Source organism: Pseudarthrobacter sp. AB1 (assembly GCF_014926485.1).
In the GTDB taxonomy this organism is placed as follows: domain Bacteria; phylum Actinomycetota; class Actinomycetes; order Actinomycetales; family Micrococcaceae; genus Arthrobacter.
Genome location: NZ_PZKO01000013.1, coordinates 107074 through 130409 on the forward strand (window position 1 = coordinate 107074; position 23336 = coordinate 130409).

A 23336-nucleotide genomic window follows, 5' to 3' on the forward strand; every position below is an offset into this window, starting at 1 on the left:
CGGTTCTACCACCGTCAAGGACCAATAAAAAGTCACACGGACAATCGCCCTCCCGGCCCTCGGGCCCAGAATTTCCGCGCCAAAACCCTAGAATTCTTCTACCGAACGTAGAAGAATGGCTTGCATGATGTTTACGCACGCAGATGGCAACCCCGTTCTTGAGCTCGACGACGAGCAGTCCTGGAAACTCCTGGAAGCAACAAAGCACGGCCGGCTGGTGGTCTCTGTGGCCGGTGAACCGGATATCTTTCCCGTCAACTACCTGACCTCGGACCGGAAAATCTACCTCCGCACCGCGCCAGGCAACAAGCTGGCGCAGCTCACCATCAACTCCCGAGTGCTGCTCGAAACGGACGGTATTCTCTCGGATGAGGCGTGGTCGGTGGTCCTCCGGGGCACGGCGCGCGTCCTGGCCAACTCAACAGAGCTCGCCGCCGTCGAGGAGCTTGGACTGAAATCCTGGGTGCCGACCCTGAAGGATTTCTACGTGGAAATCGTGCCGACGTCCGTCAGCGGCCGCCATTTTGAACTGGGCGATCAGCCGGAGCGCGAAATCTAGGAGCTCCTAGACTGGAATCATGGCGGACAGGCTCACTCCCGAGCAGCGCAGTTGGAACATGTCCCGCATCAGGGGCAAGAACACCAAGCCGGAACTGCTGGTGCGCCGCCTCCTCCACGCCAAAGGCTACCGCTACCGCTTGCACGGCAAGGCAGGCAAAAGTCGACTGCCCGGTCGTCCGGACCTGGTGTTCGCAAGCCGTCGAAAGGTCATCTTCATCAACGGCTGCTTCTGGCACTTCCACGACTGCCGGGTAGGCCAGCACGCGCCCAAAGCGAATGCCGCCTTCTGGGAAACCAAGCGCACCCGCACCAGAACCCGCGACGCCGACCAGCGCCAACAGTTGACGGCCGCCGGCTGGGAGGTGCTCACCGTGTGGGAGTGCGAGTTGAAGGACGGCTCCGCCCTCGAAGCCCACCTTGTGGAGTTCCTCGGTGCCCGGCAAGCTGACGCCCTGCAGACGGGCGCCGGTCAAACCCACAGCAGGCAAACCCACGGCAGGGAAGCAACGCCAGCGGGAAGTTGAGCCAATCTTGAGCCTTTGCCGCCTCCCGAATTGATCGGCACCAGCAAAGATGAACTCCTATGAAAAACCCGCATTCTCCTCAGCAATCCCGCAGTCCTTGTCCCGGACGGCTGCATCTCCAGGGAACAGATTTACGCTGAAAGTGGACACAAACCCAAGTCACAGCCCCCTACCCGGGCGGCAGTCGCGAGCGGAAAGGACGGAAATGGCTCCATCCGACGACGCAGGGCGCCCCCTGGTAGATCCCTCCGTCCTTGACCGGCTACGCGTCGAACTCGACGAAGATGACGGCTACTGCAGCGTCTTCGTGGGAAACTTCATCGACTGCCTGCCGTTGCGGATCGGCAAGCTGCGGCTCGCTCTGACCACGGGAGACCTGGACGGGGCGGTGGATGCGATCCTGAGCCTCAAAACATCGAGCCAGATGGTAGGCGCCGAACGGCTGGCGGGGCTTGCCATGGATCTTGAACGTTCCATCCGGGAAGAGTCACCGCGTGCGGAACCATCCGTTGCACTGCCGCAACTGGCCGTCAACTACCTCCGGCCGATCAACCAGTGCTGCCGCCAGACCCTGCACAGGCTACAGGCTCAACGTTCCTCAGGCGCCAACCGGTAACCCACGCCGCGGACCGTCTGCAGCCAGCGCGGTTGCTGCGGTGAATCACCAAGCTTCTTCCGGAGGTTGCCCATGTGCACCTCAACGGAACGTTCGTCCGCTTCGCTAATGTAACTTCCGACGTCGTAATCCTCGTCCCGGAGCCGGCGCACCAAATCCGATTTGGTCCGGACAGTCCGGCCCGCCTCGAGCAGGGCATAGAGGAGTTCAAACTCCGTCCGCGTCAGGTTGAGCTCCTGGCCGTCCACAGCGACAGACCGTGAGGCGTAGCTCAGGTCCAATCCATTGTGGCTGTAATGACCGTTTCCGCTGCCAGTGCCGACGACGACCGGGCGATCAGATACTGGAGGGGCGCTCTCCCCCGCGTCCGGAAGCGCCCGGGGGCGGCGCATCATCGCCGCGATCCGCGCGCGGAGCTCACGTGGGCGGAAGGGCTTGGTGAGGTAGTCGTCAGCCCCAGACTCGAGGCCGATCAAAGTATCCAGTTCTTCAGCCCGTGCCGTGAGCATCACGATGTAGGCATCCGAAAACTCGCGGATCTGGCGGGAGACCTCGAATCCGTCAATGTCCGGCAGTCCCAAATCAAGTGTTATGACGTCTGGATTCAAGGTTCTGGCAGCCTTGACCCCTTCGGATCCGCTGCCCGCCACGGTGACGTCAAAACCCGCCTGCGTCAGGACCGCCCGTACCAACTCCCGGATATCCTGATCGTCTTCGATGACCAGACCAACTCGTGCTTCACTCATACCAGTCCCCTCACCCAGCTTGACAACGTGAGAAGTATAGCCCGCTGCCGATATCCTGCTGGTATGTATTCCCCCTATCCTCCCACTTCAGGCCGCCGTTCATGAGTGAACCCGCAACGTGGGCCGCGGGCCGCCTTAGGTTTTTCCGGAAACCCTTCCACGAATACCGGCTGACGGAAAGAGTTGCCCTCAGCCAAATGCCGCTTTTCATCACCACACTGCTGGCCGTGGTACTCGTGTCGGCGTTTTTCCCCCGGACCATGGACAACCCGCTGTTCGTGTTGTTCCTCTTTTCCCAGCTGGCCCTCATGGTGCTGTGCTACGTGGTGCCGTGGGACCGCCTGCCGTACACCAGCTTCCTGGTTATCCCGCTGTTGGACTTCGCCTCCATCGGCGTGGGCAGGGAGGGCGGACAGGAGAGCCTGGCCGGGATCAGTCTGTTGGCAGTCTTCCCCGTCATCTGGCTATGTGCCTCAGGCTATTACCCCCGGGTCTCCCTGTGGTTGTCCTTCTTCGCGCCATTGGCCATCATCTGGGTTCCGTTGCTGATTCGCGGAGATGTGTCTGGCCCTACCCTGGTCAAGCCCCTCCTGCTTCCCGTCATGATGCTCGGAATCGGTGTATCGGTCAGTGTGTTGACCCTGAGCATGACGCGGCAGCAGCGGATCCTGGAAGAGAAGGACAAACAGCTCCAAGCCAGCCTGCTCGGCACCAGGAGGCAGGAAGCCTTGCTCAACTCCGTTCTGGACACTGTGCACTTGGGCGTCCTCGCCGTCGACGCAGACGGCCACGACATCCTGATGAACCGGAAACAGCGCGCCAACCACGAACTGGCCCGTCCGAAGGACCTCGACGATCCGAACGAGTCCCAACTGCTGGTCTTCGCGGCGGACCGTACCACCCCTGTCCGGGTGGAGGAGCGTCCCGTAAGACGAGCCGTCCTGGGCGAGACCTTCACCGACTACCTGGTCTGGCTTGGCGCAGGCAAATCACAGCGCGCCATCACCACCAGCGCCCGGCCCATGACGGACCCCGACGGGACGTTCGTCGGCTCGGTGATCGTATTCAGCGATGTGACAGACCTGGTGGACGCCTTGGCCGCCAAGGATGATTTCGTCGCCAGCGTGTCCCACGAATTCAGGACTCCCCTGACCTCCATCCTGGGCTACGTGGAACTCCTCCTGGAGGACGATCCCGGCAACGACCAACTGGAACCGCTGAACATCATCAAGCGCAATTCAGAACGCCTCCTCACCTTGGTGTCCGACCTCCTCGCCACCAGAAACGGGCAACTGATCGTGACCCCGCACGCCGTCGACGTCGCTGAACTGGTGCGCGCCAGCGTGTCCGCCGCGATGCCCAGGGCTGACGCCTCCCGCGTGGCGCTGACAGCCGACACGCCAGGACGGCTGGATGCCCATGTGGACGGCCCCCGCATATCCCAGGTGCTGGACAATCTGGTCTCCAACGCGATCAAATATTCGCCCGACGGCGGGAACGTGGTGGTGTCGTTGGAGCACGACGACGGCCACCTCGCCTGCCGGGTCAGTGATACGGGCATGGGCATGAGCGCCGACGACCAGGCCCAGGTGTTCGCCAAGTTCTTCCGGACCAGCAACGTCCGCCGGACAGCTATTCCCGGTGTAGGCCTGGGCCTACCCATCAGCAAGGCCATCGTGGAAGCCCACGGCGGAACCATCCAAGTGGAAAGCAAACTGGGACAGGGCACCACGTTCACGTTCCGGATGCCGGTCTAGGTTTCCTGGATCTCGACAGGCCCGATCACCGGGAGACGGGCTCGATCACCGGACCGCGCGGGCGGCACGAACCACTTCACCCCAGGACTGCCGCGCAAGGTCCGCCACCGCTGCCAGAATGTCCGACGGCGGCATCGACAGATCCAGCGGAAACTCCACAATGTCGATGTCAGTGTTGAGGATCCTCCGCAGCTTCATCTCGCCCACCCCCGCATAGACCAGCCAGGCAGTGGGCACACCCAGGGCGGTGCAGTGGGCGAGCATCTGGTAGTGGTCGGCGGTCAGGGAGGCGCCCAGGTCCGTGCCGGCCTTGTACTTTGCGTTGTAGACCACCACCGGCCGACCGCCCAGCAGGTGTACCGCGTCCGGGCGCACGGACAGCCTGTCGGCATCATGGACAGCTTCGCTCAGGAGTGCGTTGAACTGCCGCCGCATCTCCCCCGGATACGCCGCCATGGCCTCGCGGAGCGCCGTGCCCACAAAATCCTCGAACACCTGGGCCATGTCCACCACAAACGACGCCGTCTGCTGCTTCCCCTCGCCCGCCTCGGCGGACGCATTCTTCAGGATCAGCTCGGCAAGGCGCAGCACTGGCTGGTAGCGAACGTTCATCCGGCTCGGCGTCCACGGCGGCAGGGGCGCACCGGCAGGTAGGCGGGTGACGGCGTCGAGCTTTCCCTTCAGCTGGCGCAGGCGGCTCAGCACATCGGGGCGGACCCGGGGCACCTGGCCCATCCGTTCCAGCGCTGCGCGCAGGATCCGGTTTTCGGCGATGTCCTCGGTGAACTCGTCATAGGACACTTCCAGCGGCACCAGCATTCCGGGGCGCCGGGAGATCTGGTCGGAAATCCGGATACGGCCCTTGACCGTGCGGAGGGACTCATCAACGGTCAGGTAGCCCTGCAGCACCCCTCGCCCCAGGGCACGCTCTGCCATTTGCGCCAGGGATTCGGCCAGGGCGCTCCAGAGTTCACGGTCCTCGGTTGCGGCCACGGAGTCGGCTCGGAAGCCCTGGTTGCCGGCGTAGCTGAGGAGGAAGAGCAGCCGGCTCAGTCCCAGCCGGTCTTTGGGGCGCACATCCAGCTGCAGGGTGGCCGTGCGGACCGACCCCACCTTGTCCGCGGGCTCGATCCGGTACAAACCCATGCCCATCGGGGAGGCCTTGGCTAGTCCACTGGCGTTTATAAATGCCGCGCTGGCCGCATCGAGGCGTTCCACGGTGCCTTTGGACAGCTCGTCGAGGACCAGGTGGCGCACTGCGGAGCCGCCACCACGCTGCAGGGCGCCGCCCAACGGTGCGCCACCCAACTTTGCGCCGCCTAACGCTGCGCGACCCTGCGCTGCGCGACCCTGCACGGCCCCTCCTGTCGCGGCGCCGCCGTGCACGGGAGTGTGGCCTGGCTTAGCTGGTAACAAGGCGTCCCAACAGCTGCTCCAGCCCGAACCGCTCCTCCAGCTGCGCGCGCGTCAGCTGGCCGTGGTAGTGCTCTTCCAGCAGCGGCATCAGCTCGTATTTCCAGATCCGGCGCAGCCCCTTCGGCGTCTGGGCTGCGGTCTTCATGAAGTACGACGGGCCGATCATCAGGTCCCGGTCCCACTCGTCGATGGCGGCGTTGAGCGCATCCAGCAGCAGTGCCGGCGTGGTGTCCAGGTCCCGCGCCTGCAGGAACCGCAGCAGCGACCCCTGCACCGGCTCCGTCTGCGGATGCAGCTCGATGAACGCAAACCGGCGGCGGATGGCGGCATCCATCATGGCGATGGACCGGTCCGCGGTGTTCATGGTGCCGATGATGTACAGGTTGTCCGGCAGCGTGAACGGCTCGTTGGGGCTGTACTGCAGGTAGATCCGGTCATCGCGGTACTCCAGCAGGAAGTAGAGCTCACCGAACACCTTGGCCAGGTTGGCGCGGTTCATCTCGTCAATGATCAGGAAATAAGGCTTCTTCTCGTTCCCGGGCTTGGCGGCTTCCTCGGCCAGCCGGCGCAGCGGCCCCGCCACGAGCTTGAATGCCACCTGGCCCTCGTCCGTTTTGTCCGGCCGGTAACCTTCGAAAAAGTCCTCATACGCGTACGACGGGTGGAACTGCACCAGCTTCACCCGCTCGTCAGTGCTGTCCTGGGCCAGTTCCGCCGCGAGATGCTTGGCCAGGTACGTCTTGCCTGTTCCGGGCGGCCCGTACAGGACCAACTGGCGGTTCTCCTCCAGCAGTTCCGCGATCTCCTGCAGCGGCTCCAGGTCCATGTGCAGTGACTCCGCGAAGTCGCGGCTCAGCGGGCGGAAGCCCTCCTGCAGAGGGGGCACGACGGCGGCAGGCTCGGCGTCGTCGTCGTCCTCCGGTTCCGCTTCGGCCGGCACAAGCGCCTGCAGCGCCTGCACCACTTTGGTGACGTCGACAACGATCCCCGAGGTGGCCAGCTGCCGCTGGACGTGACGGGGCAGATCGGTGGTGGCATGGCCGTCGTCGTCCAGCCAACGCACCTTGCGCCGCAGGCGGCGGTTGTCATCGTTGTGCTCGGGCTCGCCCAGCACAACGCCCAGCCGCACGATGCCGGCGTGCTGGAACAGAACCAGGTCGCCGGGCTTCATGACGGTGAGGAAGGCGAACACCGCTGTTTTGGTGTCCTCCCGCTCCACGTAGCCCAGGTGCTTGTAATCCTCGTCCACCGCGTGCTGCACCAGCCCTGCAGTCACCCCCGGGTCCAGGTGTCGGAGATGTTCGACGTCGAGCGTCACCTTCTCCTCTTCCTGCCACGCGGTGAGGAGCTCGGCGTTGTCGCTGTGGGTACGCAGCAGCCACGCGCGGCGCCCGGGATCCCCGACCTTGCGCCACTGGCTGACCAGCTGGCGGGCGTACCAGTCGATGCGCTGGCCGGCCTGTTCATCCAAATGCAGCCGGATGCGGTGGATGTCCGCGGTGATGTCTTCATCACTGTCGCCCTTGGCCCCGCCCACCAGGGAGGCGAACGCGTCCCGGATTTTCTGCCGTTCCACGTCCGCCACAACGGGCTCGAAGTAGCTCGGCCACGCCAGGTACTCGATGCTGCGGCGGATGGCGGGCTGGTCCCCCGGTGTGCCTGCGGCGAGTTCGTGGAAATGGAGCGGGTCCTTCAGCGCCTTGGCGATGGCTGCAGGAGTCTGCTGGTCCACGTGCTGCACAAACCGGCAGAGCCATTTGAGGTGGTCCCAAATGGTCCAGTTGAATTCGGCGGTGCGGTCCCTGATCACGCCGTGGTCAGTCATGCCCTTGTAGAGTTCCTCGGGCAGCTCCAGTGGAGCTTCCGGAGGTGTTTCCAGCCAGGACGCGGCCTCAGCCACACGGGCACGCTTGACCTTGAGCGACTTCACCTCGTGCGCCAGCGGCAGCGACTGCAGGAAGAGCAGCTCGACGGCCAGCTGCTTGGCCTCCCGGGACGCGTCTTCGAGGTTCTGCCGGAGGTTTGTCATCATGGGCGCCTTGGCATCCGCCGTTCCCCGGTCCAGGCGTTCCAGCAGCTCTGCCGCAGCCTCCGCGGTCCAGGTCAGGGTGTTTCTGTCCAAAGCTGACGGCTTGCCCTGCAAGCCCGGTCCCAGCACAAACCAGGCCGCGTCCTCGATCTCCTTTGAGACACCGAGGGCGCGGTGCATGGCAGTCCTGGGGTTTGGGGTCATGGGTTCAAATTTACAGGCTCAAGCTGGATGCCCGCTCCGAAGTCCCTGGCGGCCTGCAGTTCGCAGGCCCGCTATTTGATTGTTCCGGCCCCGGCTCCAGGCCGCTTGCGCCCAAGAATGAAGTAGCCCATCGGCCCGATGAAGTTGATTAGGGCAGCCACGCGCCAGGCCGCTTTTGGCCCGTTAATTTGGTCAGCCGGGCGCTTGGAAATGTCCCGCTGGGCGGCCAGCATCAGTGACACCTGCGCGATTCCGATGGCCACAAATCCTGCCCGTGCCGCCGGTGACATCTCTTTCCAGGTCTTTTTGGTTTTCTTGGCCATTATCAAACGCTCCTTAGTGGATATTCCCAGTTTCCGGTGTCCGCCGTGCCTGCGCAACGGGTGTGCAGGCACGGCGGACACCAGCCGTCGTTGCACCGTTCACATTGCGTGCTACTCACAACGTATAGGGCGCCAGCCGCTCCTTCTGTTCCGGCGTCAGGCGCAGGACGCGGCCGGAGGCCTCGTCCACAAACGCCAGGTGGCTGCTGGCCCGGACGCAGTCTTCCCGGGTGACCGGGTCCTGCACCACATAGTGGACGTCGAAGCTGGCGCCCTTCACCGCACCGATCCACACCTGGACCACTGCCGGGATGTTGCGGTATTCGAGCGTCCTGACGTAGCGGATCCTGTGGTCCACCACCAACGCCAGGGTTCCCTCCGGAACATCGTTGAAGAGCGACACTTCCGGCTCGATGCCCGGCAGGCCGGTGCCCCGGGGAGGCCCAAACGCCATAATCCGCGCCTCCTCGAGCATCCGGACAATCTGGACGTTGTTGATGTGCCCGTAGGCGTCCATGTCACCCCAGCGCATCGGGACCAGGACCTCAATGCGCCGGGCGGCGCCGGCTTCCAGGGCGCTCAGCTGTGGACCGCCGTCGAATCGTCCACAACGGTTTCCTCAACGTCTGAACCGGCGAACTGGGACATGTACAGCCGGTAGTAGGCACCTTCCGCCGCCAGGAGCGCCTGGTGGTTACCCTGCTCCACGATCTTGCCGTTCTCCATCACCAGGATGGTGTCGGCATCGCGGATGGTGGACAGCCGGTGGGCGATCACAAAGCTGGTGCGGTCCGTCCGCAGCGCCGCCATGGCCTTCTGGACCAGCAGTTCAGTGCGTGTATCCACCGAACTGGTTGCCTCGTCCAGGATAAGCAGCGACGGGTTGGCCACAAATGCGCGGGCGATGGTGACCAGCTGCTTTTCACCGGCGCTGACGTTGTTGCCTTCTTCATCGATGACGGTGCCGTAGCCATCCGGCAGGGCTCGCACAAAGCGGTCCACGAAGGTGGCCTTGGCGGCCGCCATGACCTGCTCCTCGGTGGCATCCAGGTTGCCGTACCGGATGTTGTCATAAATGGACCCGCCAAACAGCCAAGCGTCCTGGAGCACCATGCCAACCTTGGACCGCAACTCGGAGCGGCTCAGGTGCGTGACATCCACGCCGTCCAGCGTAATCGACCCTGAGTTGAGCTCGTAGAAACGCATCACGAGGTTCACCAGGGTGGTTTTGCCGGCACCCGTGGGACCGACGATTGCCACGGTGTGCCCGGGTTCCGCCGTGAAGGACAGGTTTTCGATCAGTGGTCTGTCCTCGGTGTAGCTGAACGTGACGTCGTTGAACTCCACATGCCCGTCGGTCTTGGCCGGCAGGTGCTCGGAGGCGGTCTCGGAGTCCTGCTCATCAGCGTCGAGGAATTCGAACACCCGCTCCGAGGACGCCACGCCGGACTGCAGCATGTTGGCCATGCCGGCCATCTGGCCCAGCGGCTGGGTGAATTCGCGCGAGTACTGGATGAATGCCGTGGCGTCGCCCAGGGACATCGAGCCCGAGGCCACCCGGAGGCCACCCACGACGGCGATGCCCACATAGCTGAGGTAGGAAACGAACTGCATGACCGGGAAGATCATGCCGGAGACGAACTGGGCTCCGAAGCTGGCCTTATACAGGGCCTCGTTCCGCTCTTCGAAGCGTTCCAGCATGTCAGCGTCACGGCCGAAGACCCGCACAAGATCGTGCCCGGAGAAGGATTCCTCGATCTGGCCGTTCAGCTCGCCCGTGTTCTTCCATTGGGCGGCAAAGAGCTTCTGGCTGCGCGAACCGATCAGGCCGGCCGCTACGCCGGACAGCGGCAGCGCCACCAGTGCGATGAGGGCGAGTTGCCAGGAGACGATGAACATCATGATGACAATGCCGATGACCGTCAGCAGCGAGCTGATCAGCTGCGCGAAGGCCTGCTGCAGCGCCTGCTGGACGTTGTCGACATCGTTCGTTACCCGGGAGAGGACGTCTCCGCGCTGGCGGGTGTCGAAGTAGTTCAGCGGGAGCCGGTTCAACTTCTTTTCGGTGTCGTCCCGGAGCCTGCGGATCACCTTCATCACGATGCGGTTCAGCACGTAGCCCTGCAGCCAAAGGAAGATGTTGGCCACGAAGTACATCAGCAGCACGATGGCGATCAGGACCGAAAGCTTCTGGAAATTGATCCCGGTGCCGGGAACCAGCTCCATCCTGGATACCATGTCCGCGAAGTTGTCCTGCCCCTGCTGGCGCAGGCCTTCCACGAACTGGTCCTTGCTGGCGCCGGCGGGGAGCTGCTTGCCCACTACGCCGCCGAAGATCACGTCCATGGCCTGGCCCAGGATCCTGGGGGCGATGACGTTCAGGACCACCGAGACAACCACCAGGGCCACCACGGCGTAGATGCCCACAGCCTCAGGCTTCAGGAGCCCCAGCAGGCGCTTTGCCGAGGGCCAGAAGTGCTCGGCCTTCTTAGCGGGCATACCGCCGAACATGTCGCCGTCGGCTTCGGAGGGCTTGTATTCCTCCTCGAAGAAGTCGTCGTCCACCAGAAGGTCTTCGGGAGTCACGGAATCCGGGTTCGTTTCGGTGGTTGAGCGTGTCGAGACCTTCTTGGCGGCCCTCATGCCATTTCCTCCACGCTCAGCTGGGATTCGACAATTTCCTGGTAGGTGGGTGACGTATCCAGGAGTTCCTCATGCGTTCCGCGGTCCACGATCCGGCCGTTGTCCAGGACCAGGATCTGGTCTGCGTCGGTGATGGTGGAGATCCGCTGGGCCACGATGATCACGGTGGCGTCGGCGGTGGTCTGTTTCAGGGCGGCGCGGAGCCTGGCGTCGGTCGCCACGTCCAGTGCTGAGAACGAATCGTCGAAGAGGTAGACCTTGGGTTTCGTGATCAACGCGCGGGCGATGCAGAGCCGCTGCCGCTGGCCGCCGGAGACGTTGGTGCCGCCCTGCGCGATGCGGGTGTTCAGCCCGTTCTTCTTCTCGCGGACGAAGTCCCCGCCCTGGGCGATCTGCAGCGCGTCCCAGAGGTCCTGGTCCGTGGCTTCGGTCTTGCCGAAGCGCAGGTTGTGTTCGATGGTGCCGGAGAAGAGGTACGGCCGCTGCGGGACAAGCGCCACGCGCTTGGTGATCTCGGCGCGGTCCAGGTTGCTGACGGAGACGCCGTCCAGGAGGACTTCGCCCTCGGCGATGTCATAGAGGCGCGGCAGCAGGGCCAGCAGCGAGGTCTTGCCTGCGCCGGTGGAACCGATGATTGCAACGGTCTCGCCCGGTCTGGCGGTGAAGCTGATGTTGCTCAGCACCGGCGTCTCGGCGCCTGGGTAGGCGAAGGTGACGTTCCGGTACTCGACTACCCCGGCCAGTGTGGCGGGAGTTTCGGGACGTTCGGGATCGTGGATGGAGGGTTCGACGTCGAGCACCTCACCGATGCGGTCCGCGCAGACCGAGGCCCGCGGGATCATCATGGCCATGAAAGTGCCCATCATGACGGCCATGAGGATCTGCAACAGGTATTGCAGGAACGCGGTCAGGGAGCCCACCTGCATCTCGCCTGAATCCACGCGCTGGCCGCCGAACCACAGCACAGCGGCCGTGGACAGGTGCAGGATCATGCCGATGGCCGGGAACATCAGGACAAACAATGCCCCGATTTTCAGGGAGACGTCGGTCAGGTCCTTGTTGGCCACGCCAAAACGGTCGGTTTCGTACGGTTCGCGGACAAAGGCGCGGACCACCCGGATGCCGATGATCTGCTCGCGCAGGACAGCGTTGATGCGGTCGATCTTCTTCTGCATGGAACGGAACAGGGGCATCAGCCGGACCACCAGGTAGCCCACCACAACGAACAGCACGGGCACGGAGACCCAGACCAGCCACGACAGGCTGATGTCCTCTCGCAGCGCCATGATGATCCCGCCGATGCACATGATGGGCGTGGCCACCATGAAGTTCAGTCCCATCAGCGCCAGCATCTGGACCTGCTGGACGTCATTGGTGCCGCGCGTGATGAGGGTGGGGGCACCGAACCTGTTCACGTCCTTGGCGGAGAAACTGGTGACCTTGCGGAACACCCCGCGGCGCAGGTCCCGGCCCACGGCCATGGCCGTTTTGGAGCCGTAGTAGACGCCGGCGATGGCGGTACCCACCTGGACAACGGCCACCAGCAGCATCACGGACCCGGTCCGCCAGATGAAATCCGTGTCCCCGCGGGAAACGCCTTCGTCGATGATCTGGGCGTTGAGGCTGGGAAGGTAAAGCGCTGCGATGGTCGACGCCAGCTGAAACACTACGACGGCCACGATGTATGGCATATACGGTTTGGAGTAGCGCCGTATGAGGGTGAAGAGCATGCCCTTGAATCCTTAGGAAATGAGCGCGAAATGATGAGGATAAGTAGTAACAGACAGGGCTGACATTCTCAGCCTACCTACTCTACGAAATCCGTTGCCCGGGCGAAATATCTACCGCAAAGATCATCCGATCGGCGTATTCCCGCACAGGCTCCCCGGCCATCCACCTGCGTGGCCGTGCTCAGGTCAGCGGCTAGCGGAGGCGAGTTCCGGCGTCGTGCTTTCAGCAGTGGCGCTTTCCGCGGCACCTGCCTCTGCCGCGGTCCCCGCCCCTGCCTGGACCTCCGGCTGGATGTCAACGGTGCGCCGCAGCGGGCGCTCCTTGATGAACAGGACCGAAATCAGGGCTATCACTGCAACGCCGGCGGAGATCAGGAAGACCTCGGCGGTGGCGTCGCCATAGGCAGCGCGCATGATTTCGCGCACCGGTGCGGGCATATCAACAAGGTCCATGCTCGCTCCGGCGGAACCGCCCGCCACCGGGATGCCGGCCGCGGCCAGGCCCTGCGTGGCGAGTTCGCTGACCCGGCGGCTGAGGACGGCGCCGAGAACGGAGACACCGATCGCGCCGCCCACCGAACGGAAGAAGGCCACAGACGCGCTGGCCGAACCGATGTCGGACGCCCGCACGGTGTTCTGCACCGCCAGGACCAGGTTCTGCATCAGCATGCCGAGGCCCAAGCCCAGGATTGCCGTGAAGATTCCGGCCTGCCACAGTTCGGTGGTGTGGTCCATGGTGCCGGCCAGGCCGAGGCCGCCGATCAGCAGGATGGACCCGCCGATCAGGTAGCCCTTCCATTTTCCGGTGCGGCTGATGAGCAGACCGGAAACGACGGAACCGGTGAGGTTGCCGGCGATCATCGGAAGCGTCAGGAGCCCGGCTTCGGTGGGTGTGGCGCCGCGGGCAACCTGGAAGTACTGGCCCAGGAAGGTGGTTGAGCCGAACATCGCGATGCCCACGGCCACTGAAGCGATGATGGCCAAAGCGGTGGTGCGTTCGGAGATGATTTTCAGCGGGATGATGGGCTGCTCAACCTTGGACTCCACCAGCACCAGCAGGGCCAGCAGCACTACGCCGCCGCCCACCATAGCGGCCGACTGCCAGGAAACCCAGTCGTAATAGGCGGGGTTGCCGGCGAAGGACACCCAGATCAGGAGCAGGCTGACACCGGAGGTCAGCAGGATGGAGCCAAGCCAGTCGATCTTGACATGGCGTTTGATGTGTTCGATTTTCAGGGTGATCTGGAGCAGGATGAGCGCGACGACGGCGAGCGGCACGCAGACGAAGAAGGTCCAGCGCCAGCCCAGCGGGCTGTCCACGATGAAGCCGCCCAGCAGCGGGCCGCCGGCAGTGCCTACCGCCATCACGGCGCCCATGTAGCCCGAGTATTTGCCGCGGTCCCGCGGCGGGATCATGGTGCCGATAATGGCCTGCGCCAGCGCGGTGAGCCCGCCCATGGCCACACCCTGGATAACGCGTGCGGTGAGCAGCAGCGGGATGGTCTCGGAGAGTCCGGCCATAACCGAGCCGGCCACAAAGATGACGATGCTCAGCTGGACCAGGATCTTTTTATTGAAGAGGTCGGACAGCTTGCCCCAGATGGGGGTGGTGACGGCGTTGGCCAGCAGTGCGGCGGTGATCACCCAGGCGAAGTCGGTCTGGGTGCCGTGCAGATCGGACATGATGGTGGGCAACGCGTTGGCCACGATGGTGCTGCTGAGGATGGCGGTGAAGAACGCCGCGAGGAGCCCGGTCAGGGCTTCCATGATCTGGCGATGGGTCATCGCCAAGGGTGGTGCGGCCGGTTGGCTCGACATATCAGTGCTCCTGGAGGGTCTAGGTTGCGGCGGCTATTGCCACGGTTGAAAGTGCCGGGACTGCATGTGCCCCGGCTGAATGCTTGAGGGACTCCGAGAGTTTCGTCAGGATCCGTGCCGTATCTTCGGCATCCTCCTGGCTCCAGTCGCTGAGGTAATCCTGCAGCGTGGCAGCGCGGTGCTCTTCGATCTGCCGGAGCTTGTCCGCGCCCGCGGACGACAGGGCAACCAACTGGGCGCGGCCGTCGTCGGGATCCTGCCGCCGGATGACGTAACCCAGCTCTTCAAGGTCCGCGATGTGGCGGCTGAGGACGGGGGCGCTGACGCCGAGCCGCTCCGCGAGGTGGGTGGCGCGGGACTCCCCCTCCCCCACGAACCTGAGGACGCCCTGCAGCGCAACCCCGGTGTCCTGTCCGCGGAAGCTCGCCGCGGCCACGCATCGGACCACCCTCTGGAGGTCGAAGATGCGGTAGACAAGGTCCGCTGCGGTGTCCGGGGCGACTGCCATGATCAAACTCTCTTCTTTTGTTTGCCTAAGGCAACTATAACTTTAACTGGTTGCTTTGGGAAACTAAAGAAGGGTCGGCAGGATTCCAGCGCTCTTAAATGCCACGCGCGAACCGGCAGCTATTACCCTCAAACTGATTTGACGAGGGTATTAGCTGCAAGTTCGCGCCTGGTTGGTGCTTTGGGTGTTCAGCCGCCCAGATGGGTGGGAGCGAACATCTTGAGCAGGGTTTCGACGACGACGACGTTGGGTCCGTGCGCCGCGAAGCCCGCCTTGAGCGCGTCCCCGACATCCTCGGGGGCCACTCGCGTGGCCGGCACACCGAACGCCTCCGCCAGCTTGACGAAATCGGGGCGTGCGAGCTCGGTGGCCGTGGCCTTGCCGAACGCGCCCACCATGTATTCGCGCATGATACCGTACCCGCCGTCGTCCACGATCAGCCAGGTGACCGGGATGTTGTGCTGCTTGGCCGTGGCGAGTTCGGAAATGGAATACATGGCGGAACCGTCACCGGAAACGGCAAGCACCCGGCCCGGATTGCCCAGTGTTTCCAGCCCGACGGCGCCGCCGATGGCTGCCGGGAATCCGTAGCCCAGGCCGCCTGCGCCCTGGGCGGAGTGGAACTGGCCCTGCCGCGCATCCCAGCAGCTCCAGCCCCAGTACGCCGAGATGGTCATGTCCCAGAAAGTCTGCATGTCCGCGGGGACGGCATCGCGGATATCGGACATAAATTTCAGCTCTTTGCCCAGGTCCTGGGATTCGAGCCGTGCCTTTACCTTGGCGAGGGATTCCTTCACGAGGTCTTCGGGGGCGGTCCCGTGCCAGCTGCGGGCGGCGTCGACCGGCATGACCAGGGCCTCGTCGAGGGCGGCCAGGGCCTGGCCGGCGTCGGCGCGGATGCCCAGGCCGGGGCTGTTCGATTCGAGGACCCGCGGTTCGGCGTCGATCTGGACGATGCGGCCGCGGGGCGCGAACGTGAAGTAGTTGGACGTGACTTCACCGAGGGAGGAGCCGATGACAATCAGGACGTCGGCATCCTCAAGGAGGTCCGTCATGTGGCGGTCCTCGATCCAGGACTGCAGCGAAAGCTCATGGGTCCACGGGAAGGCGCCGTTGCCGCCCGGGGTGCAGATGACCGGCGCCCGCAGCTTCTCGGCAATCGAGAGCAGCGATTTTTCGGCCCGGCCCCGCCGCGTACCGCCGCCGGCGATGATGGCGGGACGTTCCGCCGTCGACAGCCATTTCACCGCTTCCCGGACCAGCTCCACGCGCGGCGGGTTGTCCGCTGCTTCGGCGAGTGCGTCCTCCACCGGTGGCACCATGATGGGATCCAGCAGCACGTTCTGCGGGATTTCCAGCCAGACCGGGCCCTGCGGCGAGGAGATGGCCTCAGTCCAGGCATCCTGGATGGCCGACGGAATGCCCGACGCGTGCTGGATCAGGCGCTGGCTCTTGGTGACGTTCGCGGCCGAGGCCTTCTGGTCATCGAGCTGGTGCAGCATGCCCTTGCGGCGGGCGCCCAGTCCTTCGAGCGGGATCTGGCTGGCCACCACCACCATGGGCACACCGGTGGCGTAGGCCTCCTGCAGGCCGGCGAGGGACGTCAGCGCGCCGGGTCCCGTGGACAGGAAAAGCACACCCACTTCACCGGTGGCGCGGGAGTACCCATCCGCGGCGAAGGCGCTGTTGTTCTCCACGCGGGAAGACACAAAGTGCAGGTTGCCGCGGCCCATGGCGTCAAACAGGCCGAGCGCGTGCTGGCCCGGGATGCCGAAGACGGTCTTGGCGCCGAGCGCTTCAAGGGTTTCGACGACGAGGTCCCCGCCATTGCGCTGGCTGGTCCCCTTGCTCTCCCCTGCGGGCGCGGCTGCCGTGCCCGGATCGAATTCGATCATGGTCACTACTCCTTAGCGGCAGCGGCTGCGGCGGCGGCTGCGGCGGCGAAACCGGCAGGTTGGCGGGATTCTTGGCCGAGAGCCTGGGCGGCGTAGCCGTTGGCGGTCCCGAACCGGTCACCTTCAACAGCATTGTCCGCCATCAGGGTGATCAGTTCATAGGCCACATGGCTGGCCGCCACGCCGGTGATTTCGGCGTGGTCGTAGGCGGGAGCAACCTCGACGACGTCGGCGCCCACCAGGTTCATGCCGCGGAAGCCGCGGATGATCTCCAGGAGTTCGCGGCTGGTGATGCCGCCGGCCTCCGGGGTCCCGGTACCGGGCGCATGCGCGGGGTCCAGGACGTCGATGTCCACGGAGATGTAGAGCGGGCGGTTGCCGATCCGGTCGCGGACCTTGGCCACGGTCTCCAGGACGCCCTGGTAGTAGACGTCAGCGGACGTGACGATGCCGAACCCGAAGCGGTGGTCGTCGTCGAGATCCTTTTTGCCGTAGAGCGGGCCGCGGGTGCCGATGTGGCTGATGGCTTCCGTGTCCAGGATGCCTTCTTCAACGGCCCGGCGGAACGGGGTGCCGTGGGTGTACTCGGCGCCGAAGTAGGTGTCCCAGGTGTCAAGGTGCGCGTCAAAGTGCAGCATGGCGATGGGGCCGCCGGCGCGCTCGGCAGCCGCGCGGAGCAGCGGCAGGGCGATGGTGTGGTCCCCGCCGAGCGTCACCAGCTTGCTGCCGGCCGCGGTGAGGTCCAGGGCGTTCTGCTGGATGGTTTCGATAGCTTCGTTGATGTTGAACGGGTTGACCGCCATGTCGCCGGCGTCGGCCACCTGGATGTTTTCGAACGGACTGACGTCCCAGGCGGGGTTGTACGGGCGGAGCAGGCGGCTGGCCTCGCGGATGTGGTTGGAGCCGAAACGGGCACCCGGGCGGTAGGACACGCCGGAGTCGAAGGGCACGCCCACCACCGTCACGTCGGCCTTGGCCACCTGGTCCAGGCGCGGCAGTCGGGCGTACGTTGCAGCGCCGGCATAGCGCGGGATACGGGATGAATCGATGGGGCCAAGGTTGCCGTTGGCTTCGATGCGCAGCTCTTTCAAAATGAGCCTCTCCTTCGAGGATTGATCGGCGTGTGTGACAGCCATCATAGCCTGAAGTTTTCTTATGCGCATCAGTTGTTTACAAAACTCTTTGAGCCGGGGTCTCGCGGATCACTCCCGCCCAGTTGCCGCGGGGCTATCGTTGGGCCGTCCGCCAACTGCCGCACCTTACCGCGGAATCATGGGGATCTGCGCGGCTCGCAATCCGCCCGGGCCCGAGCAACTGGGCCGAAACATCGAGCGCAGGCGAAGCGGGTAACCCACATACGGCTTGTTCCGTCTTCCAGATCCAGTCCCGGCGGCCTGAAATGGCCCCATGGACATCTTCGAACACCTCAAACAGGCCGGCGGGGTTGCCCGAACCGCTCAGCTGCTCAGAGCCGGATACTCCCGGACGGACATTGCACGCTTGGCGGACCGCGGTGTCACCCAGCCCCGACGCGGCATTTTTGTGCGGCCAGATGCCCGCGCCGAATTCGTTGCGGCCATCCGGCACAACGCGCGGCTCACCTGTGCCAGCGCAGCCGAACACTACGGGCTGTGGCTGCGGGAGCCGCCAGCCGAGCACCACCTGGCGTGCAACCATGGCCACAGCATGGGCTTCATCCGGCACCGGACAGTCCGCTTCGATCCACACCCCGCGCTGCCCCTCGCCGCGGTTGAAGATGTGGTGCTGCATGCCATCGGATGCCTGCCCGCCCCGGCGTCAACGGCAATCGCCACTTCGGCCATCCGCTTGCATGGGGTACCCCTCGAGCTTTTGAAGGACCAGCTCGGAGGAGATCGATCCCGTCCTGTGCTGGCGGCGCTGCGTGAGCTGGACCTGCGCGCCGAATCCATCGTGGAAGTCGACGCCCAACACCTGTTCCGCGTCAACGGCATCGCGTTTGATGCACAGGTTCAAATTCCGGGAATCGGGCGCGTCGATTTCCTCATCGAGGGTTTCCTGATCGTGGAAGTAGACGGCTTCGCGTTCCACTCGACCAGGAAAGCCCTGCGGCAAGACCTGGCGCGCAACAACGCTTCGACCGTGCGTGGCTATGCGGTTCTGCGCTACCCGCCGGAGGTCATCTGGTTCAATCCGGAGCAGGTTCTGGCGGAAATCAGGGCCGTCCTCGCCGCCAGGAAGGCATCGGCGAAGGCATCGCCGAAGGCATCGGCGCCATGACGCCGTACGCTCCCGCCCAGTTGCTTCACTGCAGGGCTGCCTGAGCAAGCCAGAGGCAGCACCCAATCCGCGCCAGTCCGGGCCATGACTGGGGATGCCGGCCCGAGGCCAGGAGGAAGCCGGGCACAAACTGGGCAGGAACGCGCAACGCTGGCTGGCCCGAAGAACCGCCTACCGGCTGGCAGCGGGGACCAGGACCCAGAGAACCTCGACCGCCTCGTCGGTGGGATTGACCCACGTATGCGGCTCGCGGCCGGGGAAAGTCACGGTGTCGCCGGTGCTGAGCTCGTATTCCTCGTTGGTCATGATCAGCCGGAGGCTTCCCTTGATCACGTGGAGCACGTCAACGTCGCAGTCCACGGCGTAGAGCTCGGTCTCCCCGCGGCCATGCGGCTCGATGACAGCCTGGATGATCTGGATGCGCCGTTCGGACCGGGCCGTCAGGAGCCGCTCTACGATGCCTTCGCCACCAAGGGAGATCCGGGGGCCGTCGTTCCGCTTGGTCAGGTGTGTTTCCGGGGCGACGAACAAATCGCCGATGGAGATGGACAGGACCTGGCACAGGGTCACCAGGGACGCGACCGACGGCGACGTGAGGTCACGTTCCACGCGGCTCAGGAAGCCCTTGGTCAGGCCTGTAGCGTCGGCAACCTGCTCGATGGTCAGCCGCTGGGACTGCCGGGCGGCACGGATTCGGGAACCGATGGCAACGGGAACGTTGCTCGGCTCAACTGGCAGTGCCTTCATGTGCGGACCTTTCATGGCCGGCGGTGCGGCCCCATCTCTGGAGCAATCCTAGTGGCCAACCGCCTTCGGGACGCCGCGAACGGCGCACGCGCGGAATCGAACAGCAGATGATGGGGCCGACCTTGACTGTTGCGTCGGTCACAGCATACGCTTTTGGGCAACAAGTGTTGTCTCTGAGGCAATATTTGAGGAACTCTTCCTCCCCACTCAACAGGAGCAGCGGAAAACCGGCGTCCCCAGCAGCGCCGCCGGGATACCAGCCAAGCTGCAGATCAGCTCCAAGGAGCCCCAAATGGACGCCAACTTCGTCAACATCGCCATCGTGGTGGTGTATCTCATCGCCATGCTGGCCTTCGGCTGGTGGGGCAAATCCCGCACCAAGAACAACAGCGACTTCCTGGTGGCCGGCCGCCGCCTCGGCCCGCTGCTCTACACCGGAACCATGGCCGCCGTGGTCCTGGGCGGCGCCTCCACCGTCGGCGGCGTCGGCCTGGGATACAAATTCGGCATTTCCGGCATGTGGCTCGTGGTGGCCATCGGCTCGGGTGTGCTCCTCCTGAGCCTGCTCTTCGCCGGCACCATCCAGCGGCTGAAGATCTACACGGTCTCCCAGATGCTCAGCCTGCGCTACGGCCAACGCGCCACCCAGACCTCCGGCATCGTAATGCTGGCCTACACCCTGATGCTCTGCGCCACCTCCACCGGCGCCTACGCCACCATCTTTGTGGTCCTGTTCGACTGGGAGCGCTGGCTCGCCATCGCCGTCGGCGGCGCCATCGTCCTGGTCTACTCCACCATCGGCGGCATGTGGTCCATCACCCTGGCCGACCAGGTGCAGTTCATCATCAAGACCGTCGGCATCTTCGCCCTGATGCTGCCGTTCACGCTCAACGCAGCAGGCGGCTTCGACGGGATCCGTGCCCGCGTTGACTCCAGCTTCTTCCAGCTCGACGGCATCGGGATTCAGACCATCATCACCTACTTCGTGGTCTATACCCTGGGCTTGCTCATCGGCCAGGACATCTGGCAGCGCGTCTTCACCGCCAAGACCCCCACCGTGGCCCGCTGGGGCGGCGCCACCGCAGGCGTCTACTGCATCCTGTACGGCGTCGCCGGCGCCCTGATCGGCCTGGCCGCCCGCGTGGCCCTGCCCGACATCGACGTCGCCAACCTTGGCAAGGACGTTGTCTACGCCGAGGTCGCCACCCAGATCCTGCCGATCGGCATCGGTGGCCTGGTCATGGCCGCCGCAGTCGCAGCCATGATGTCCACCGCCTCCGGCGCCCTGATCGCGGCCGCCACGGTTGCCCGCGCCGACGTGGTGCCGTTCGTGGCCAGCTGGTTCGGTAAGACGATCAACACCGACGACACCGAAAACCCCGAGCACGACGTCCGTGCCAACCGTTACTGGGTCCTGGGCCTGGGAGTCGTGGCCGTTCTGATCTCCATGGCCGCGCAGGACGTCGTGGTGGCACTCACCATCGCCTACGACATCCTGGTGGGCGGCCTGCTGGTGGCCATCCTCGGCGGCCTGGTCTGGCAGCGCGGTACCGGCATCGCAGCGGCCTGGTCCATGGCCGTCGGCTCGGTGCTGACCCTGGCACTGCTGATCGCGTACGCCACGGGAATCATTCCCAGCGAAGACGGTGTCTACGCCAACGATCCCATCTACTGGGGCCTGGGCGCGTCGCTGGTTTCCTACATTGTGATCTCGCTGCTCACGCCTCCCACGGACCTCGAGGTCCGCGAGGCTTGGGAGAAGCGGGTCGCAGGAGCTGTCACCGAGGAACTGCCCATGGAAGCCCACCCGATGGCCAGCCACCCGGCCCACTAAGGATCTCGACAGGCTCGATCACCGGAGATAACGGAGCTAAAGGCTCAACCAACGCAGAGTACGACGGCGGCACTCCCCTTCGCTTCCCCGGCGAACCGGAGTGCCGCCGTCGTTCGTTTCATTCCGTTCCGCGGAACTCCTCCTCATCGAGTGGGACCACGCGCTCCTCGGCGTCAACTGCTACCGGAGGCGTAGGAACCACCACTTCTTCGGCGTCCCAGTCGTCCACGATGATGGGGACGTCCTCGGCGTAGTCATAGGCGGGATCCGCTTCAACGGATTCCAGGTGCGGCATGTCCGGGTACTGTCCGGTGGTGCTCATGATTCGACCTCCGTTTGTTCGCCTTGACGTGCTTCGTGAGTGGGCGCGGGCGGACGCCACTCCTTCATCACAGCACCGCCGGTGGGCCCGGTCAAGAGCCGCCGGAACCCGGCCGGGAACACCCGGTGGACCTGCATATTTTGAGGGAAACCTAAACTCCGCAGTGAGGTCAGCCAGCCGAAAACCCGCGTCATTCCGCGGTAAGCTGGGCGGTGCAATGGGGCCGAACCTTCCCCATCCAGCACAGGAGCCTTGCGTGTCTCAGCACCACAATCCGCACCAAGCAGCGCCCGCGGAATCCAATCCATCTGCGCCGCAGCCCACGCCGGCAGACCTCCGCCGGTGGCGCCAGTACCTGGCGGACGAACGGGCAGAGGCCGCCGTCTACCGCGACCTCGCCCAGAACCGCGACGGCGAAGAGCGTGCCATCCTGCTGGCCCTCGCCGAAGCCGAAGGACGGCATGAGGCCCACTGGCTGCGGCTCCTCGGCGACCACGCCCAAAAGTCCCGGCCGGCATCGCTCCGCAGCCAGTTCCTGGGTTTCCTGGCCCGCCACTTCGGCTCCGTTTTTGTCCTGGCCCTCGCTCAGCGCGCTGAAGGCCGCTCCCCCTATGCCTTGGATCCCAACGCCACGGACGCCATGGCAGCGGATGAGCAGATCCATGAGGAAGTGGTCCGCGGCCTGGCAACCCGCGGCCGCAACCGTCTCGCCGGGACCTTCCGCGCCGCCGTCTTTGGCGCCAACGATGGCCTGGTCAGCAACCTCTCACTCGTGGTGGGCATGGCCGCTTCCGGAGTGGGAAGCGGTGTGGTGCTGCTCAGCGGTGTGGCCGGGCTCCTCGCGGGCGCCATGTCCATGGCCGCGGGCGAGTTTGTCTCCGTCCGGTCCCAGCGCGAGCTCCTGGCCGCCACGCGTCCCACCCAGATCACCCTCGCCGCCGCCCCGAAACTGGACATCGAACACAACGAACTGATGCTCGTCTACCTGGCGCGCGGGATGACCCACGAAGCGGCCGAACACCGCGTGGCCGAACGCATGGGCCTGCTGGGCTGCGACTGCGATCCCAGCCTGTCGCTGCAACCCGAATTGCCGGGGTTGGAAGACCAGCACGAGGCCGTGGGCACTGCGTGGGGGGCGGCAATGTCCAGTTTCTGCTTCTTCGCGTCCGGCGCCGTGGCCCCTATCCTGCCGTTCCTGTTCGGCCTGACCGGGGTGGCCGCCCTGGTAGTGGCTACGGTGCTGGTGGGGCTGGCGTTGCTGGCCACCGGCGGAATCGTGGGCCTGCTGTCCGGGACGTCGCCACTGACGCGCGGGCTGCGCCAGTTGGGCATCGGCCTGGGCGCCGCTTCCGTAACCTATGTGCTGGGGCTGGCATTCGGCACCGCGGTGGGCTAGGCACTGCC

20 protein-coding genes are annotated in these 23336 nt (G+C 64.8%); 7 read left to right on the top strand and 13 right to left on the bottom strand.

Annotated features, from left to right (window positions below; all coding sequences use genetic code 11):
• Positions 1-124: 124 nt before the first annotated feature.
• The 3 genes from DAD99_RS04260 (at position 125) to DAD99_RS04270 (ending at position 1701) form a co-directional block, all read left to right on the top strand.
• Positions 125-559 (top strand): pyridoxamine 5'-phosphate oxidase family protein, encoded by a 435-nt coding sequence (locus DAD99_RS04260; protein ID WP_185262693.1) that lies wholly within the window; start codon positions 125-127, stop codon positions 557-559.
• 19 nt (positions 560-578) lie between these two features.
• Complete coding sequence (locus DAD99_RS04265) at positions 579-1085, top strand: very short patch repair endonuclease (protein ID WP_193340484.1); 507 nt, start codon at positions 579-581, stop codon at positions 1083-1085.
• 205 nt (positions 1086-1290) lie between these two features.
• Positions 1291-1701, top strand: coding sequence for an Hpt domain-containing protein (locus tag DAD99_RS04270; protein ID WP_185262691.1), 411 nt, complete (start codon positions 1291-1293; stop codon positions 1699-1701).
• Here the strand turns inward: DAD99_RS04270 and DAD99_RS04275 are convergent.
• Complete coding sequence (locus DAD99_RS04275) at positions 1674-2447, bottom strand: response regulator transcription factor (RefSeq protein WP_193340485.1); 774 nt, start codon at positions 2445-2447, stop codon at positions 1674-1676. The genes DAD99_RS04270 and DAD99_RS04275 overlap by 28 nt on opposite strands.
• 101 nt (positions 2448-2548) lie before the next feature.
• On the opposite strand from DAD99_RS04275, the gene DAD99_RS04280 reads away from it, so the two are divergent.
• Positions 2549-4204 carry a cell wall metabolism sensor histidine kinase WalK gene (locus DAD99_RS04280; protein WP_193340486.1) on the top strand — a complete coding sequence of 552 codons (1656 nt, stop codon included), beginning with the start codon at positions 2549-2551 and terminating at the stop codon, positions 4202-4204.
• A 45-nt stretch (positions 4205-4249) separates the two neighbouring features.
• On the opposite strand, the gene DAD99_RS04285 is transcribed toward DAD99_RS04280, so the two are convergent.
• The 10 genes from DAD99_RS04285 to speB all read right to left on the bottom strand — a co-directional run bounded on the left by DAD99_RS04285 (position 4250) and on the right by speB (position 17861).
• Positions 4250-5485 carry a restriction endonuclease gene (locus DAD99_RS04285; protein WP_193340534.1) on the bottom strand — a complete coding sequence of 412 codons (1236 nt, stop codon included), beginning with the start codon at positions 5483-5485 and terminating at the stop codon, positions 4250-4252.
• 121 nt (positions 5486-5606) lie between these two features.
• Positions 5607-7853 carry an McrB family protein gene (locus tag DAD99_RS04290; protein WP_193340487.1) on the bottom strand — a complete coding sequence of 749 codons (2247 nt, stop codon included), beginning with the start codon at positions 7851-7853 and terminating at the stop codon, positions 5607-5609.
• Positions 7854-7924: 71 nt separating this feature from the next.
• Positions 7925-8176 (bottom strand): PLDc N-terminal domain-containing protein, encoded by a 252-nt coding sequence (locus DAD99_RS04295; RefSeq protein WP_185262687.1) that lies wholly within the window; start codon positions 8174-8176, stop codon positions 7925-7927.
• Between the two features lie 115 nt (positions 8177-8291).
• A complete protein-coding gene (locus DAD99_RS04300; RefSeq protein ID WP_193340488.1) occupies positions 8292-8708 on the bottom strand; it encodes a thioesterase family protein in 417 nt (138 codons plus the stop codon).
• Between the two features lie 47 nt (positions 8709-8755).
• Positions 8756-10687 carry an ABC transporter ATP-binding protein gene (locus tag DAD99_RS04305; protein ID WP_193340535.1) on the bottom strand — a complete coding sequence of 644 codons (1932 nt, stop codon included), beginning with the start codon at positions 10685-10687 and terminating at the stop codon, positions 8756-8758.
• Between the two features lie 128 nt (positions 10688-10815).
• A complete protein-coding gene (locus DAD99_RS04310) occupies positions 10816-12549 on the bottom strand; it encodes an ABC transporter ATP-binding protein (protein ID WP_193340489.1) in 1734 nt (577 codons plus the stop codon).
• 186 nt (positions 12550-12735) lie between these two features.
• Entirely contained in the window at positions 12736-14367 is a 1632-nt protein-coding gene (locus tag DAD99_RS04315) for an MFS transporter (protein WP_227007638.1), read from the bottom strand.
• 19 nt (positions 14368-14386) lie between these two features.
• On the bottom strand, positions 14387-14875 hold the full coding sequence (locus DAD99_RS04320; RefSeq protein ID WP_193340490.1) for a MarR family winged helix-turn-helix transcriptional regulator: 489 nt from the start codon (positions 14873-14875) through the stop codon (positions 14387-14389).
• Positions 14876-15063: 188 nt separating this feature from the next.
• Positions 15064-16770 carry a thiamine pyrophosphate-binding protein gene (locus DAD99_RS04325; RefSeq protein ID WP_193340491.1) on the bottom strand — a complete coding sequence of 569 codons (1707 nt, stop codon included), beginning with the start codon at positions 16768-16770 and terminating at the stop codon, positions 15064-15066.
• A gap of 5 nt (positions 16771-16775) precedes the next feature.
• A complete protein-coding gene (gene speB / locus DAD99_RS04330; protein ID WP_193340536.1) occupies positions 16776-17861 on the bottom strand; it encodes an agmatinase in 1086 nt (361 codons plus the stop codon).
• A gap of 316 nt (positions 17862-18177) precedes the next feature.
• Here speB and DAD99_RS04335 point away from each other — a divergent pair, with 316 nt between their 5' ends.
• On the top strand, positions 18178-19029 hold the full coding sequence (locus tag DAD99_RS04335) for a type IV toxin-antitoxin system AbiEi family antitoxin domain-containing protein (RefSeq protein ID WP_193340492.1): 852 nt from the start codon (positions 18178-18180) through the stop codon (positions 19027-19029).
• Positions 19030-19200: 171 nt separating this feature from the next.
• On the opposite strand, the gene DAD99_RS04340 is transcribed toward DAD99_RS04335, so the two are convergent.
• Positions 19201-19776, bottom strand: coding sequence for a helix-turn-helix domain-containing protein (locus DAD99_RS04340; RefSeq protein WP_193340493.1), 576 nt, complete (start codon positions 19774-19776; stop codon positions 19201-19203).
• A gap of 292 nt (positions 19777-20068) precedes the next feature.
• Here DAD99_RS04340 and DAD99_RS04345 point away from each other — a divergent pair, with 292 nt between their 5' ends.
• The gene (locus tag DAD99_RS04345) at positions 20069-21610 is read left to right on the top strand and encodes a sodium:solute symporter (protein WP_193340494.1); all 1542 of its coding nucleotides are present in this window, start codon (positions 20069-20071) and stop codon (positions 21608-21610) included.
• Positions 21611-21728: 118 nt separating this feature from the next.
• Here DAD99_RS04345 and DAD99_RS04350 read toward each other — a convergent pair whose 3' ends face one another.
• Positions 21729-21932, bottom strand: a complete 204-nt coding sequence (locus tag DAD99_RS04350; RefSeq protein ID WP_193340495.1) for a hypothetical protein — start codon at positions 21930-21932, stop codon at positions 21729-21731.
• A gap of 256 nt (positions 21933-22188) precedes the next feature.
• Here DAD99_RS04350 and DAD99_RS04355 point away from each other — a divergent pair, with 256 nt between their 5' ends.
• On the top strand, positions 22189-23328 hold the full coding sequence (locus tag DAD99_RS04355) for a VIT1/CCC1 transporter family protein (protein ID WP_309233198.1): 1140 nt from the start codon (positions 22189-22191) through the stop codon (positions 23326-23328).
• Positions 23329-23336: the final 8 nt, after the last annotated feature.

Coding starts and splice junctions, on each gene's coding strand:
- DAD99_RS04300 (WP_193340488.1), bottom strand. CDS start 8,708: ATGCGCTGGGGTGACATGGACGCCTACGGGCACATCAACAACGTCCAG.
- DAD99_RS04265 (WP_193340484.1), top strand. CDS start 579: ATGGCGGACAGGCTCACTCCCGAGCAGCGCAGTTGGAACATGTCCCGC.
- DAD99_RS04260 (WP_185262693.1), top strand. CDS start 125: ATGATGTTTACGCACGCAGATGGCAACCCCGTTCTTGAGCTCGACGAC.
- DAD99_RS04290 (WP_193340487.1), bottom strand. CDS start 7,853: ATGACCCCAAACCCCAGGACTGCCATGCACCGCGCCCTCGGTGTCTCA.
- DAD99_RS04270 (WP_185262691.1), top strand. CDS start 1,291: ATGGCTCCATCCGACGACGCAGGGCGCCCCCTGGTAGATCCCTCCGTC.
- DAD99_RS04325 (WP_193340491.1), bottom strand. CDS start 16,770: ATGATCGAATTCGATCCGGGCACGGCAGCCGCGCCCGCAGGGGAGAGC.
- DAD99_RS04280 (WP_193340486.1), top strand. CDS start 2,549: ATGAGTGAACCCGCAACGTGGGCCGCGGGCCGCCTTAGGTTTTTCCGG.
- DAD99_RS04295 (WP_185262687.1), bottom strand. CDS start 8,176: ATGGCCAAGAAAACCAAAAAGACCTGGAAAGAGATGTCACCGGCGGCA.
- DAD99_RS04310 (WP_193340489.1), bottom strand. CDS start 12,549: ATGCTCTTCACCCTCATACGGCGCTACTCCAAACCGTATATGCCATAC.
- DAD99_RS04275 (WP_193340485.1), bottom strand. CDS start 2,447: ATGAGTGAAGCACGAGTTGGTCTGGTCATCGAAGACGATCAGGATATC.
- DAD99_RS04315 (WP_227007638.1), bottom strand. CDS start 14,367: ATGTCGAGCCAACCGGCCGCACCACCCTTGGCGATGACCCATCGCCAG.
- DAD99_RS04305 (WP_193340535.1), bottom strand. CDS start 10,687: ATGTTCGGCGGTATGCCCGCTAAGAAGGCCGAGCACTTCTGGCCCTCG.
- DAD99_RS04345 (WP_193340494.1), top strand. CDS start 20,069: ATGGACGCCAACTTCGTCAACATCGCCATCGTGGTGGTGTATCTCATC.
- DAD99_RS04335 (WP_193340492.1), top strand. CDS start 18,178: ATGGACATCTTCGAACACCTCAAACAGGCCGGCGGGGTTGCCCGAACC.
- DAD99_RS04340 (WP_193340493.1), bottom strand. CDS start 19,776: ATGAAGGCACTGCCAGTTGAGCCGAGCAACGTTCCCGTTGCCATCGGT.
- DAD99_RS04320 (WP_193340490.1), bottom strand. CDS start 14,875: ATGGCAGTCGCCCCGGACACCGCAGCGGACCTTGTCTACCGCATCTTC.
- DAD99_RS04350 (WP_193340495.1), bottom strand. CDS start 21,932: ATGAGCACCACCGGACAGTACCCGGACATGCCGCACCTGGAATCCGTT.